This is a genomic window from Sphaerochaeta sp., from assembly GCA_022482495.1.
In the GTDB taxonomy this organism is placed as follows: Bacteria; Spirochaetota; Spirochaetia; order Sphaerochaetales; family Sphaerochaetaceae; genus RUG023.
Map to the genome: position 1 here is coordinate 122,782 of JAKVPA010000006.1, position 14,719 is coordinate 137,500.

At 56.0% G+C, this 14,719-nt stretch carries 14 protein-coding genes and 1 rRNA gene (1 of these 15 cut by a window edge); 13 read left to right on the forward strand and 2 right to left on the reverse strand.

The window, feature by feature from the left end:
• The first annotated feature begins 13 nt into the window (after positions 1 to 13).
• Genes LKE28_08230 through LKE28_08280 form a run of 11 tightly spaced genes read left to right on the forward strand, consistent with a single transcriptional unit; the run spans position 14 to position 9,539 of the window.
• On the forward strand, positions 14 to 337 hold the full coding sequence (locus LKE28_08230; GenBank protein ID MCH3908213.1) for a hypothetical protein: 324 nt from the start codon (positions 14 to 16) through the stop codon (positions 335 to 337).
• On the forward strand, positions 338 to 1,435 hold the full coding sequence (locus LKE28_08235; protein MCH3908214.1) for a V-type ATPase subunit: 1,098 nt from the start codon (positions 338 to 340) through the stop codon (positions 1,433 to 1,435).
• A 17-nt stretch (positions 1,436 to 1,452) separates the two neighbouring features.
• A complete protein-coding gene (locus tag LKE28_08240; GenBank protein ID MCH3908215.1) occupies positions 1,453 to 3,423 on the forward strand; it encodes an ATPase in 1,971 nt (656 codons plus the stop codon).
• Between the two features lie 28 nt (positions 3,424 to 3,451).
• Positions 3,452 to 3,778, forward strand: coding sequence for an ATP synthase subunit C (locus tag LKE28_08245; GenBank protein ID MCH3908216.1), 327 nt, complete (start codon positions 3,452 to 3,454; stop codon positions 3,776 to 3,778).
• A 3-nt stretch (positions 3,779 to 3,781) separates the two neighbouring features.
• Entirely contained in the window at positions 3,782 to 4,084 is a 303-nt protein-coding gene (locus LKE28_08250; protein MCH3908217.1) for a V-type ATP synthase subunit F, read from the forward strand.
• An 11-nt stretch (positions 4,085 to 4,095) separates the two neighbouring features.
• Positions 4,096 to 4,716 (forward strand): V-type proton ATPase subunit E, encoded by a 621-nt coding sequence (locus tag LKE28_08255; protein MCH3908218.1) that lies wholly within the window; start codon positions 4,096 to 4,098, stop codon positions 4,714 to 4,716.
• Entirely contained in the window at positions 4,701 to 6,485 is a 1,785-nt protein-coding gene (locus LKE28_08260) for a V-type ATP synthase subunit A (GenBank protein ID MCH3908219.1), read from the forward strand. The genes LKE28_08255 and LKE28_08260 overlap by 16 nt, the downstream gene beginning before the upstream one ends.
• Positions 6,469 to 7,890, forward strand: coding sequence for a V-type ATP synthase subunit B (locus tag LKE28_08265; protein MCH3908220.1), 1,422 nt, complete (start codon positions 6,469 to 6,471; stop codon positions 7,888 to 7,890). Before LKE28_08260 ends, LKE28_08265 begins: the two co-directional genes overlap by 17 nt.
• A gap of 17 nt (positions 7,891 to 7,907) precedes the next feature.
• Positions 7,908 to 8,609, forward strand: a complete 702-nt coding sequence (locus LKE28_08270; GenBank protein MCH3908221.1) for a V-type ATP synthase subunit D — start codon at positions 7,908 to 7,910, stop codon at positions 8,607 to 8,609.
• The gene (locus LKE28_08275; protein MCH3908222.1) at positions 8,593 to 9,084 is read left to right on the forward strand and encodes a universal stress protein; all 492 of its coding nucleotides are present in this window, start codon (positions 8,593 to 8,595) and stop codon (positions 9,082 to 9,084) included. Before LKE28_08270 ends, LKE28_08275 begins: the two co-directional genes overlap by 17 nt.
• A gap of 2 nt (positions 9,085 to 9,086) precedes the next feature.
• Entirely contained in the window at positions 9,087 to 9,539 is a 453-nt protein-coding gene (locus LKE28_08280; GenBank protein ID MCH3908223.1) for a PTS sugar transporter subunit IIA, read from the forward strand.
• Positions 9,540 to 10,084: 545 nt separating this feature from the next.
• Here LKE28_08280 and LKE28_08285 read toward each other — a convergent pair.
• Entirely contained in the window at positions 10,085 to 11,266 is a 1,182-nt protein-coding gene (locus LKE28_08285) for an iron-containing alcohol dehydrogenase (protein MCH3908224.1), read from the reverse strand.
• A 12-nt stretch (positions 11,267 to 11,278) separates the two neighbouring features.
• On the reverse strand, positions 11,279 to 11,959 hold the full coding sequence (locus LKE28_08290) for a lactate utilization protein (GenBank protein ID MCH3908225.1): 681 nt from the start codon (positions 11,957 to 11,959) through the stop codon (positions 11,279 to 11,281).
• Positions 11,960 to 12,103: 144 nt separating this feature from the next.
• Here LKE28_08290 and LKE28_08295 point away from each other — a divergent pair, with 144 nt between their 5' ends.
• Both LKE28_08295 and LKE28_08300 read left to right on the forward strand, forming a co-directional pair.
• Positions 12,104 to 13,783: an MBL fold metallo-hydrolase gene (locus tag LKE28_08295; protein ID MCH3908226.1), complete on the forward strand. Its 1,680-nt coding sequence runs from the start codon at positions 12,104 to 12,106 to the stop codon at positions 13,781 to 13,783.
• Between the two features lie 375 nt (positions 13,784 to 14,158).
• Positions 14,159 to 14,719: ribosomal RNA gene (locus LKE28_08300) — 16S ribosomal RNA — on the forward strand (it continues 977 nt past the right edge of the window).

A 14,719-nucleotide genomic window follows, 5' to 3' on the forward strand; every position in this document is an offset into this window, starting at 1 on the left:
GAAGTAAAACGACATGCGTAGTGACATCATCGATGAAATCCTCAGCGTGGAAGACCGCGCCAGCCAAATCGTCAAAGAGGCACAGGACGAAGGGCGGACAAAGGTGCTTGAGGCACAGACGAAAGCTGCCCAGGATGTGCATGATGCTGTCTCGAAGCGACGATTGGAACACCAGAAGGAACTGGAGCAGGCTGAGGCGGATAGTGCCGTCCAGTTGGATAACTACCAGGCTTCCTTGGATGTCTCCAGCACGTTGGTTCCCGAGGCGATCGACCAGATCGCGGATAAAATCGTCATGATGGTTTCCAAAACGACTTTGTTTGGAGGACAGGCGTAGATGGACGCTGTATCGAGATACGGGTTCATCAATGCCAAACTCAGGGCAAGAATTGGTCTGATGCGTCAGTCCAGGCTTACCGATGACATGTTGAAGGCTTCCTCGTTGGTGGATGCCGTCGCGTTGCTTCGGGAAACCGGGTATGCAGCGGTCGCCAAGGCGTATGATGAGACCGGGGATTTGCAGGCGATGGAATTCGTTCTCTTGGAGGGCGAGATCGCCAGTTACCAGGAAGTGGAGCGCTATCTGGATGACAAACCGGCAAAGTTTGTCAAGGAACTCCTAGGAAAAATCGAAGAAGACAACCTGAAGAATGCCATCCGGCTTTGGTACAGCTCGGTGGTGCGGATGCACTCCATCCGTTATCGCAGTGAATATCTGTATCGGAACCAAATCGTCAATGATATCAACTGGGCGGGTATCGTCAACGCCACTGACTGGAAAGGCGTGGTGGAGGGGGTCAAGGGTACTCCGTATGAAAAGGTGCTCTCCACCTTCACCCAGGAAATGATCCAGAAGAACGGATTGTTCGATCTGGAGACGGCCATCGACAAGGATTGGTATGCCGATCTGATGGAAAGCGTCAAACTGCTTTCCGCGTCTGACCAGGAAGTGGCCCGGAAGATTTTCTACGCGGATTTTGATTTGAAGAACCTGCTCAATTTGATTCGGTTCGGATGGTATCACGAGTTGGAGAAGGATCGTTTGGCCTCCACGCTGTTCCCCTGGGGAAGCCTGTATGGGAGCAAGGAAGTGGCTGCGTACCTGGCTGCCCCGAAGGACAACAGGGACCCGATGCCCATCGTCAAGCGGTTCTATCCCAATCTGGTGCCGGAAATTCAGGATATTATCGGGAAAAACAAGGATGGAGAGCATTCCGAGCAGCTCATGGCGCAGGAGACGTTGCGTCTTGAGCAGTATCTGCAGACGGAACGCGGAGATGCCTATCACCGCATTCTTTCGCAGGATCCATTCTCCATTGGGATCGCGTTGTCGTACTTTTTCCTGTACCGCAGCGTTGATTCGCTGATCAGGGCGATCCTCAATGGAAAATATTACGGGTATACAGACCAGCAAATCAGGGGGGAGGTAGGATGAATCTATTCACCAGGCCTATGAAACTGCTCACCGCCGTTGTTCTGGAACAGAAGAGCGACGCCGTGGTAAAGGCATTGTTGGAAGAGGGGGTGATGGACTTTGTCCACATCGACAAGCTTGATCCCAAGCAGATGGAGAAACTCAGCACCAGGCCGGCTTCGGTGAACCGGACGGCGCTGGAGGATATGCGCCATCGGATCGAAGCGATGCTTCGCCAAGGACAATTGGGACTGCCTTCCAATGAATCGCTCCATGTCAAGGACGTGGAAAAACCGGATCTTGACGGATATCGCGAGTTGCTGGATGACATCACCAAACAGTTGTCCACCTTGAAGGATGAACAACGGCATGCCAACCAGACCCTGTTGGGGCTGGGCGAGATGAAACGGTACATCCAGGAACAGAAGTACATTTACCTTGACCTTCGTGTCGGGCGTCCCACCCATGGGACGATGCCGGATCTTTCCTCAAAGCTTTCCTCATTTGGCGCAGTGATCGCCCAATCCAAAGAAAGCACGGAAAACTGGATTTCGTTGACGATGCGCCGTGATTCAGCGCAGGTGACGCCACTGTTGGACAAATTCGGTTGGACGGAGACGAGTAATCCTGAACTGCAGAAAACCGCCTTGGTGGACATCAGCTCGGAGATTGACCGGAAGATGGAAGAGGCGGACAAAGCCCGCAAGGGGATTGAGACGCAGGTGAACGCCATCATCAAGGACAAGCAGGCTGATCTGGACAAAGCGTGGTGCAACCTTCGGTTGAACGAACTGTGCGACCAGATCCGCTCGTATTTCTCCTATACCCGGAACACGACGCTGTTCTCCGGATGGGTGCCCGCCGACAAGAGCGAGGAAGTCTCCAAGGCGATCTACTCCTCCAGTGACGGCCAGTGTGTCATCGAATGGACCAAAGCAGACGCCATGCCGCGCAACGAAGTGCCGGTTGCCGTCTCTTCTCCCAAGGCGATGATGCCGTTCGCCAAGATGGTCAGCAATTACGGGACGCCGGAGTACGGTTCGGTGAACCCGACGCCGTTCGTCATGGTCGCATACCTGGCCATGTTCGCCTTGATGTTCGCCGATGTCGGCCAGGGATTCGTCCTTTTGGTGTTCGGTCTGTTGATGATGCTTTCCTACAAAAAGAACCCGATGAAGAAAGACGGGATGATCAGCAGGAACATCTCCCAGCTTCTGGTGTATCTGGGTGGGGCGTCCATCATTGGTGGCGCGCTGTTCGGTTCTTACTTTGGATTTACCTGGCTTCCGGCGTTGTGGTTCAACTATGATGCGGCGGTCAATGGAGACCCGACGGGATCGTCCATCAAGGATGTGTACGGTATTTTGGGCATGACCATCAAGTTTGGTATCGCCGTCATCTATACCGGACTGTTCATCAACTGGACAAACCTGGCGCGAAAGAAAGCGTGGCTGACGTTGTTCCTGGACAAGAACGGAGTGGTTGGTGGGGTGCTGTTCGGCACCGGCCTGTACCTGGCGTACGGGTTTGCCGGAAACGGCTACAAGAGTTTCCCCAACGCGCCGTGGGCCAGCCCGGTGATCACCACTTGTCTGATTCTGATTCTGGTGCGCGGTTTCCTGGAATACGCCCTTTCCGTCAAGGAAGGCGGCGCGAAGAAGGGTGGAGGCCAGGTCGTGCTGGATTCGGTCATGGCGTGGCTGGTCGACGTGCTTGAAATTTTCTGCGGGTACATGTCCAATACGTTGTCCTTCATGCGTGTGGCCGGCCTCGGCATCGCGCATGTCTGCCTGATGATCAGCTTCCGCCAGCTTTCCGAAATGGTTGGCGGTGTAGGCGGACTGGTGATTTATGTGTTGGGGAACCTGCTGGTTATCGTATTGGAAGGGTTGAGCGCTGGTATTCAGTCGCTCAGGCTCAACTACTACGAATTCTTCAGTCGTTATTTCACCGGCAAAGGGATTGCGTACGAACCGGTTGGTCTGTACGGCTCTTTCGGTGGGAAATAAGAGTGCTATTTTTTACAGGAGGGTCGAAATGACCAATTGTGCGTTGAGAAACAAAATCAGGAAAATGACGGGAGCTTCCGTCTTGATGCTGCTGGTCTCGAGCGCGTTGTTCGCCGAAGGGACGCAGACTGCCGGGACCTATAACTTGGCGTTCGTGTGCTTCGCCGCCGCCATCGCGTTCAGCATCGGAGCGCTCGCCGCCGGTATGGCAATCGGAAAAGTCGGTTCCGCCGCCATGGGTGCCATCAGCGAGCGACCCGAGATCGCCAGCCAGGCGTTGATCTTCATCGCCCTTGCCGAAGGTCTTGTCGTATTCGGATTCATCACCGCGTTGATGATTCTTGCCAAGATCTGATCGATGCAGTATTTCGTCATCGGCGACCAGGATACCGTGCTGGGCTTCTCCCTGGTAGGGGTGTTCGGCATGCAGGCAACCAATCCTGACGAAGCCAAAGCGGCCTGGTCCAAAGCTTTGGCGGACAAGGAGAATGGGATCATCATCATCACGGAGGACGTGGCCGATATGATCAGGTCCACCGTGGATCGGTATCTGTTCGCTGAGTCATTTCCGCTCGTGGTGGAGATACCCGCCGCCAGAGGTGATGGAAAACAACGGGATTTGCGAGCACTGGTCAACCAAGCGATCGGCGTTTCGCTGTAGGAAGGGTGGTCATGGAAAAAGCTGATAATCTGCTCCTTGATGGCATTGTGCAAGAGGCGCAGAAGAAAGCGGATGCGATCCGCAGCCAAACGGCCAAGCAGATCGCGGACATCCAGGCAGAAGCTGAGAAGAAGCAGGAGCAGATGCTCGCTGATGAGGATGCCCAGGCTGCGTTGAAGCTGAAACAGGTGCAACTTCGTCTGGAAGCCAACATGGCATCGGCGAAGCGGCGCAGCGCGCTGAAACGGATCGACGACAACTATCAGGTGGTCATGGAGCGGGTCGAGAAAAAATTCTCAGACTTCGCCCGGAGCGAGGCGTTCAAACCATACCTTGCCCAGTGGATCGCTGAAGCCGCCGTCGGCCTTGACCTGAAGGAGGCGAAAGTCGCCTTCAGTCCGCTTTGCCCCGTTGACCAGAAGTTGCTGGACCAGGCGATGGCGCTGGTGAAGCAGTTCACTGGTTCCGACGTGCATCTTGTGTTGGACAGCCGGCCGATCCGTGGGATCGGTGTGGTGCTTTCCAGCATGGATGACAAGGTTTCGTATAATAATCAGGTCGATATCCGGCTCCGCAGATTCGACAGGGACATCAGGACATTGGTGCAGGAACATACATGGAAGGCAGAATAGTAGGTAAGGTCAAGCGGGTCAACGGCCCTGTCATCACGCTGAAGGATGTAACCGACGCGCAGATGATGGAGATGGTCCGTATTGGCGAACAACAATTGGTCGGAGAGGTCGTCAAGCTGTACGATGATATGGCGACGGTGCAGGTGTACGAGGACGCTACCGGAATTTGTCCGGGAGACAACGTCTACGGAAGCGGCGCCAGCCTTTCGGCGGAGCTCGGCCCCGGCTTGATCGGCACCATTTATGACGGAATCCAGCGTCCGCTGGAACGCCTGATGGAAGCCAGCGGCGCGTTCATCGGCAAGGGCATGACGTTCCCTGCCATCAATCATGAGAAGAAATGGCATTTCGTGCCGTCGGTGAAGATGGGGGATGCACTCAAGGGTGGCATGGTGGTCGGTTCCGTTCAGGAAACCGAGCGTGTCAACCACAAGATCATGGTCCCTCCCGAGACGGCGGAAGGCACCGTGGTGAAGATCGCCGATGAAGGGGATTACACGGTGGACGAACCGGTCTGCGTGTTGGCGCTGACCGGTGGGATGGAAACCACCATCACGATGAGCCAGAAGTGGCCGATTCGTATCCCGCGTCCTGTTTCCGAGCGGCTTCCGTTGAAGCGCCCGTTGATCACCGGGCTTCGTGTCATTGACACGTTGTTCCCGCTGGCCAAGGGTGGCACGGTCGCCATCCCCGGTGGATTCGGTACGGGAAAGACGATGACCCAGCATTCCATCGCACAGTGGTGCGACGCCGACATCATCGTCTATGTTGGCTGCGGAGAACGTGGCAACGAGATGACCGATGTTCTAAGGGAATTCCCCCAGTTGGTCGATCCCCGTACCGGTCGTTCCTTGATGGAGCGTACCATTTTGATCGCCAATACCTCCAACATGCCGGTATCCGCCCGTGAGGCGTCCATTTATACCGGCGTCACCATGGCGGAGTATTACCGTGACATGGGCTACCAGGTGGCCATCATGGCAGACTCCACCAGCCGTTGGGCTGAGGCGCTTCGTGAGCTTTCCGGACGTATGGAAGAGATGCCGGCGGAGGAAGGATTCCCCGCCTATCTGCCTACCCGTATCGCCCAGTTCTACGAACGTGCAGGATACATGAAGACACTTTGCGGCCAGGAAGGTTCCGTCTCCATCATTGGAGCCGTTTCCCCTCCGGGAGGCGACTTCTCCGAACCGGTCACCCAGCATACCAAGCGGTTTGTCCGTTGTTTCTGGGGCTTGGATCGTTCCTTGGCGGCGGCGCGGCACTATCCGGCCATCAGCTGGCTGGACAGTTACAGCGAGTATCTCCCCGATGTAAAGGATTGGTGGAATGCCCATTCGGATGGTCTGTGGTCGAAGAACCGTCAGGAAATCATGGATCTCCTGCAACGGGAAGTCCGTTTGCAACAGATCGTCAAACTGGTAGGACCGGATGCGTTGCCTGACAGTCAGAACTTCATTCTGGAAGTGTGCTCCCTGTTCAAGACGGCGTTCCTCCAGCAGAACGCGTTCGACCAGATCGATCGGTACTGCACCATTGAGAAACAGATGAAGATGCTCTCCATCATCCTTGAGTATTACCACAAGGGCAGCGAAGCGATCGCCAAAGGCGTACCGATGGTCAAACTCCGCAGGCTCTCCGTGGTACAGGACATGGCCAAGATGCGCCTGTCCATCTCCAACGATGATGCAGGAGAGATCGATCGGCTGCAGTTGAAGCTCGACCGCTTCATCGAGCAGTTGGGAGGTGTGTATGATGACAAAGCGTGATACCTTGCTCGCCCAGGCGGACCGGAAACTCCTTTCCGGTCGTGAATACCGGGGGGCGAGCCGTATCGACGGACCGCTGGTATACATGCGGAACACCCATCCCGTCGGGTATGGGGAGCTGGTCGAGGTGACCAGCAAGGACGGAAAACGCCGCGCCGGCCAGGTGCTTGACACCAGCGATGACGTGGTGGTCGTCCAGGTGTTCGAAGGGACGGATGGTCTTGATCTGCCGGACACCGGCATGCGGTTCATGGGAGAACCCCTTACCATCGGGGTCTCTGACCAGATGCTGGGACGCGTCATGAACGGACTGGGAAAGAGCCGTGATGGCGCCGCCATCCCCCACGCGGCGGATGAGCGGGATGTCAATGGAGAACCGATCAATCCAACGGCGCGTGAGTATCCGAGGGATTTCATCCAGACGGGTATTTCCGTCATTGATGGCATGACGACGTTGATCCAGGGCCAGAAGCTTCCGATCTTTTCCGGCAACGGACTTGACCACAACCAGCTGGCCGCCCAGATCGCCCGACAGGCGAAAGTAAGGGGCAACGCCCATGACTTCTGCATCGTCTTTGCGGCAATGGGTGTCAAGTACGACGTCGCCCGCTTCTTCATCGACAGTTTCGAATCAACCGGCGTATTGGACAATGTCGCGTTGTTCCTCTCGCTGGCCGATGACCCGTCCATCGAGCGAACCATTACGCCGAAGACAGCGTTGACGTTGGCCGAGTACCTTGCCTTTGACCTTGGCAAGCAGGTACTGGTCATCATGACGGATATGACCAACTACTGTGAGTCGCTTCGGGAGATTTCCACGATGCGTGGTGAGATTCCGTCACGGAAAGGGTATCCGGGATACTTGTACTCCAACCTTTCCGAAATCTACGAGCGTTCCGGCAAGATTGTCGGCAAGAGTGGATCCATCACCCAGTTGCCGATCCTGTCCATGCCGAACGATGACATCAGCCACCCGGTTCCTGACCTTACCGGGTACATCACGGAGGGACAGATCGTATTTGACCGTGGCATGCAGGCCCGTGGCATCTATCCGCCGATCAACGTGCTGCCCAGTCTGTCCCGTCTGATGAAGGATGGTATTGGAGAAGGAATGACCCGTGCGGATCATCCGCACCTGTCCAACCAGCTCTTCGCGTCCTACAGCCATGTGAAGGATGTGCAGAACCTGGCTAGCGTCATCGGTGAGGAAGAGCTGACGCCGCTGGATCATCAGTATCTGGAGTTCGGAGAATTCTTCGAGAAGAAGTTCGTCAACCAGGCGTTCGACGAGGATCGTAGCATCGAACAGACGCTGGATCTTGGCTGGGAAGCGCTTTCCAAGCTGCCCAGTGAGGAACTGCAACGGTTGACCGACGATGAAATCGCCGAGCATTACAAAGGGTAGGAGAAGAAACCGTGCAGATGACGATGGCTCCGACACGGAGCAACCTGCTGAAACTGACCGACGACCTGAAGTTCGCCCAGCTGGGGCATGAACTGCTCGACCAGAAGCGTTCCATCCTCGTGGTGGAGCTTCTCACGCTGGTCGACCAGGCAGTCGATTATCAAAACAGGGTGCAGGAAGCGTTGGTGCAAGCCAATGAAAGCCTGTCCAAATCGATCATGCACATGGGACGTCTGAAAGTCGCCAACCTGTCTGGAGCGGTCAACATCGATTATTCCATCGAGATGGGATCGCGGAAGGTGATGGGTGTGCGGCTTCCCAAGGTGGAGACATCCTTCACTGACCACAGTCCGTACTTTTCCAGTGAAGGAACCTCGATCATCAGTGAACTGACCATCGCCAAGTTCCGGCAAGCGCTGGAACTGATGGGGCGTTTGGCTGAGTTGAAGGTTTCCATCATGCGTCTTGCCCGGGAAGTGAAGAAGACGATCCGAAAGGTCAACGCGTTGGAGAAGATTGTCATCCCCAATGAACATGAGATGATCGTCTTCATGCGTGGCCGCATTGAGGAACAGGAACGGGAGAACTTCATCCTGATGAAAGTGGTGAAGGACCGGATGGAGAAAGCGAAAATGACTGCAGATCCCGCGAGGAAGCTGCTTGTCGCTCATGTTGTCCAGGATACGCAAGGAGGATCTCATCATGGGAGTGCCGTTTAAGACGATTGTCGTGTATGTGGATGGTTCCGAGGGAGCCCTTTCCGCCATCATGTACGCGATTCTGCTCGCCAAACAGAACGAGGCCCATTTGATCGCCGCTTCGGTGGTCAACACCAAGGCGTTGGGGGAACTGGTCCGCGCCGGCATCTTCGTGGATGTCGAGCGGGAGGAATACCAACGGGATCTGCAAAGTGACGCCGACCGTTATCTGCGTCACGCCGAGCGTCTGGCGAAACAGAAGGATGTGCCGATTGAAACGGTCAAGCGGGAAGGAACGGTCAACGTGGAGATGATGAATCTGCTGAAGGAACGCCATGCCGACCTGTTTGTGCTGGGTGGCGTATCCGATGTCCGGAGCCGACGTGAGGAACTTGCCTCGGAAACAGATCGTATGATGCGTGTCGCACCTTGTCCGGTACTGGTGGTTCGTGATGATGAGGATATTTGGGAGGCTTTTGAAAGCCAAGGAGCGTGAGGATGAATATTGCTGATGTGATTGACAAAGATTTGATCAAAGTGCCTTTGGAATCCACCGACAAGTTGGGGATCATCACAGAGCTTGTCGACGTGCTTGCGAAAGCCAAGAAATACACCCCAGAGCAACGGAAGACGGTGCTGGATGCCGTGTTGAAACGGGAAGAGCTGGGGTCCACCGGAATCGGAAAAGGGATTTGCATCCCCCATGCCAAGACGACATCCGTCAAGGCGATCCGTCTGGTCATTGGCATCTCCCGAATTCCCATCGATTTCGGTAGTCCGGATGGTGAGAAGAGCAGGATGTTCTTCCTGGTTCTGGCACCTGAGGATGCCGCCTCGGCCCATGTCGAGTTGCTGGCGTCCATCGCGCGCACCTGCTCCTCCCCGTTGTTCCGCCGTTTGCTTGAGCAGGCCAAACAACCTGATGAGGTCTACCGCTTGTTCATGGATTAAGAGGATTATCGCCCCCGGATACGTTCTTCCGGGGGTTTTTTCTGGCCTGTTGCAGCCTCATACATACGGCAGAACTCTTTGATGTCAGACGTTTTGCCCTGTCAGAACGATAATACACAAGAAAACTGGGGAAAATTGCAAGAAACCGCGCAGAATTCGGGTGCAAGGTAGGAATGAGGTTGTGCATGTTTTCCCTAGAGTTGTGTGATATGTCCAAGGCATCCGGCCAAGGGAAAATGTTCTGGTGTTTCTGGCGCTACTTCCCACATTCTGACATAATACCGAGGCTGTTTCTGTCAAAGGTTTTGGCATGACAGACCGAAAAACCGCAAGAAAATGGGGGAAAACAGCGATACGCAACGTAGAATTCGGGTACAAAGCAGGAACGAGGTAGGGCCAATTGCCCATCTTGTTGTGTACTATGTTCAGAGTAGTGCGGCTAACGGATTTTTGATGGATTGGAATCTGTCAAAAGATGTCCTTCAACGGACAAAAAGAACGGGTTGGCCGTCACAGCCAACCCGTTTCCGTTGTTGGGGATATCGTTATTTCGCCATCTCGTAGATGTGCTTGATCTCTTCTTTGCCCAGTTTCTTGAAGTTGCCGATGGTACGCTTTCCGAAGAAGGTGCATTTCACGGCCAGTTCATCGATCTGCGCTTCGGTCGGAGTGACGCCCAACTCCTTCAGGTTGGTCGGCATGCCGATGGAACGGTAGAAGGATTCCATCGCCTTGACGGTCGCTTCCACATCCGCGGCAGCGTTGCCTGTCGGTTTCAGACCGAACAGACCCTCACCAAAGGAGATGAAGCGTTGTGGATCCTCAGGAGAGACGAACCGTGCCCAGGAAGGCCAGACGGCTGCGAGCCCCGCGCCATGGGCGACATCAAACATGCCTCCCACCTCATGCTCAAGCTGATGGCAGGCCCAGTCGCCTTTGTTCTCATTGCCGGCGGCGGTCAGTCCGTTGTGCGACAGGGAAGAGGCGAACATCACATTGGCCCGGGCGTCATAATCGTCCGGATGATCCTTCAGCACCAACGCGGCATCCCGGACGGTGCGGAGCAACCCCATGGCGATCTCATCGGTCAGATGCATCGAGTCGTGGACGAAATACCGCTCCATCGTATGCATCATGATGTCGGTGCACCCGCACATCGTCTGGTATTGAGGCAGTGTCAAGGTAAGGAGCGGATCCTCGATGGCAAACTTGCACCGGCAGGTGTCGCTGTTGCATCCACGCTTCAGCATGCCTTCCTCGTTGGTCACCACGCTGGAATCACTCATTTCTGATCCGGCTGCGGAAATGGTCAGCACGGCGCCGATCGGTGCGCATGCGGCGGGAACCCGTTTGCCACAGTAGAAGTCCCACGGCTCGCCTCCGTTGGCAAGACCGTACCCGATCGCCTTGCAGCTGTCGATCACCGAACCACCACCAACGGCCAACAGGAAATCCACATGTTCCTTGCGGCACAGTTCCAATCCTTCATGAATTTTGCTCAACCGGGGATTAGGAACGACACCGCCAAGTTCGACGTAGTCGATTCCTTCCTTTGCAAGAAGCTTCTCCACACGATCGATCAAACCGCTTTTCTTCGCGTGATGCGAACCGAAATGGACCAGCACTTTCTTCGCGCCGAATTCTTTTGCCAGAAGACCGACCTTTTCGGTCGCGTCTTTCCCGAACACCACTTTGGTGGGTGTGTAATACGTAAAATCATGCACCATAGCAGACTCCTTTCAATATCCAATGGATTGACCGACAAACAACACCCTGATGCGGCCGTCCGTCCTCTGGTTGGAGAACACCACGGCATCGCTGCAGACCGTTTCGGGGCACGCGCCAGCGGGGAGGGCCATCAGATGGTGGTCATCACACACATCGCGCATGCAGTGCCCCGCGGAGGTGCAGAACGTATTCCGCTTCAGTCGGATGGCGTTTGCGGGACCCGCCAAACGCTTTACCCTGACAACGGCAGCCGCAAGATCCGGGACGATTTTGTCCGTCGAGACGATCAGAATGACCTGTTTCGGTCCGTACAGCATGGCGGCGACCCGGTTTCCCGTGTTGTCCACGCAGTACAGTTCCCCATGTTCCGTGACGGCATTGGCGCTGGCAAGATACACATCAGCGTCAAAGCTTTGCAGAAAGACTTTTCGTACCCCTGTCTGATCCAATCCTGGCGCGTACCGGTCGTAGAACGTATAGGCACCATTTCGAAGCAACTCCAGAACCCCGCATTCCGAGAGTGACTGCGAACCACCGACGGCGCAGGAAGCGCCAGGGGCGATCAACTCCTTCAGTCGGGGAACGACATCTTCCTTTTTGGGGAGATATTCCCCGCGCATATGGTTTTTCTCCAATGCCTTGATGGTCGATTCAATGCGGAGATCCAACACCCGCGACGTGTTCGCGTCCATCACGTTTCCTCCTACCAGAAACCTTCCTTATCATACCTCACACACCCCCTGTGCGCAATCCTTCTTTGTTTTTCTGAAGAAAAACGATGAAATACACCGACGGTTGGGGGTCTCGTGTTGTATACTGGAAAGAAAGGAACGGCTATGCAGATAACTTTCATTGGAGCGGCGAGACATGTGACCGGCAGCTGCACGTTGCTGGAATGTGGGGGAAAACGGATTCTGATCGACTGTGGCATGCCCCAGGGGAATGACGAGAGGGACATGGGCGACCAGCTTCCCTTCCGCGCGGCGATGATCGATGCGGTGCTCCTCACGCACGCTCATATCGACCATAGTGGTTGGCTTCCGCTGTTGTATAAGGAAGGCTTTCGTGGCGCCATCTGGTCGACAGAAGCCACGGCGGATCTCTGCGAGATCATGCTGGCGGACAGCGGCCACATCCAGGAGATGGAAGCGGAATGGCGTGACCGCAAGGCGATGCGCGGCGGTGGGCAACGGGTAGAACCGATCTACACCGCCGAGGATGCCGCCCAGGTGATGTCCTGTTTTCGGGAAAGTGAATATGGGCAGTTGCAGGATCTGGGAGGCGGCGTACGGTTCCGGTTTGTTGATGCCGGGCACCTGTTGGGGAGCGCCTCCATTGAGGTATGGCTGGAAGAACAGGGACAGAAACGGAAGATGGTGTTCAGCGGGGACGTGGGAAATTTCGACCAGCCGTTGATCAAAGATCCCCACTATCTGGATGATGCCGATTACGTGATGATTGAATCGACCTATGGGGACCGGCTCCACCAACTGCCTCCCGGGGCGGTGGGGCACAATGTCCCGAACATCGTCCGTGCCAAGGAACTCGCTGAGATCGTCAGGCGGACGTTCGGTCGTGGCGGCAATGTGATCATCCCGGCGTTCGCCGTCGGCCGGACACAGGAGATTCTGTATCTGTTCCGGTTGATCAACTTCGAACACCTCTGCCCAGAGTATCCAGGAATCCCGGTGTTCGTCGACAGCCCCCTTTCCGTCAAGGCGACCGGCGTGTTCGCCGCCAATGTGGAAGGATACTTCGATTCCGAAGCGATGGAACTGGTGAACAAAGGGGTCAACCCGTTGACGTTCCCCTCCCTGGTGGCCATCACCGACGTGGCGGATTCCAAGATGCTGAACAGCCGCAAGGAGCCGTGCGTGATCATCAGTTCCAGCGGCATGTGTGAGGCGGGGCGTATCCGCCATCATCTCAAGCACAACCTCTGGAGAAAAGAGTGCACGGTGGTGTTCTCAGGCTTCCAGGCACAAGGGACTTTGGGGCGTTCCATCCTGGATGGAGCGCGGCATGTGACGCTGTTCGGCGAACAGGTGGATGTGAACTGCGAGATCCGGAATCTGGAAGGGATCAGCGGGCACGCTGACCGGGATGGTCTGGTCGCCTGGCTGAAGGCGTTCAAGACCAAGCCGCGGATGGTGTTCGTCAACCATGGAGAGGATGAGACGGCGGAAGCCTTCTCCTATTATGTACAGACCAACTTGGGGATGAAGAGCTATGCTCCGCTTCCCATGGAACACTATGACTTGCTGGATGAGGCTTCGTTCCCCAGTGGCAAGGCTGTGGACGAGACGGAGTTGCCGTACTATCGCGATCTGCTTGCCGCGGTGTCCGAGTTGGACAAGCAGCATCGTACGTTCGAAGGAGTGCTCCATCGGTTGCAGGATGCGGCAAACCAGAAAAACATCCAGCCCAAGGATGCCGTTCAGTTGCAAAACACGCTTACCCGGCTTGCCAGCGACCTGGAGTTCCTTACCTTCAAATGGGGGAAAGATTGTTCTTGAACGCGGCCTAACATCCGGTCAGAGAACGAGTTGAACGGACAAAAATGGCCTCTGACGCACGGAATGCGGGAATTTGAGGAAAAAATCGTTCGCAATCCGCTTGACGAAGTATGCGGCTTGGAGTACTATTGCTGAGCGCTTCGAAAGGAGCGCTTCGCAAAGTGGAAACACGATGCAGGTTTTTTACAGAAGAGCGAGAGGGGAAGAGGGAAGAGAGAATCAGAAGCGGGCGCGCCGAGAGGGCGCACCCCTTGGTCAATTCAGATACGAACAGAAAACGGGATCGAGTAGAGAACGTTGGTGTTTGTTTGAGGGACTGGGGAGGATTTGAAGCAGAGATTTCCGGCGTGCCCGCGAGGGCTGCGCCGGGTTTCAATGACGGAGAGTTCGATCCTGGCTCAGAACGAACGCTGGCGGCGCGTCTTAAGCATGCAAGTCGGGCGGCAGCCGCAGCGATGCGGCGAGAGCGGCGGACGGGTGAGTAACGCGTGGACAACCGACCCTCCGGACGGGGATAGCCGCGGGAAACTGCGGATAATACCGGATACGACCCGGGGAGCGAAGGCGCTCCGGGGGAAAGCCGCTGCGGCGGCGCCGGGGGACGGGTCTGCGTCCCATCAGCTAGACGGCGGGGTGAAGGCCCACCGTGGCGACGACGGGTAGCCGGCCTGAGAGGGTGGACGGCCACATTGGGACTGAGAACGGCCCAGACTCCTACGGGAGGCAGCAGCTAAGGATCTTCCGCAATGGGCGAAAGCCTGACGGAGCGACGCCGCGTGGACGATGGAGGCCGTGAGGTTGTAAAGTCCTTTTCCGTGGGGTGAAGAGCCGTGCCAGGGAATGGGTGCGGGGTGACGTGACCACGGGAATAAGCCCCGGCTAACTACGTGCCAGCAGCCGCGGTAACACGTAGGGGGCGAGCGTTGTTCGGAATCA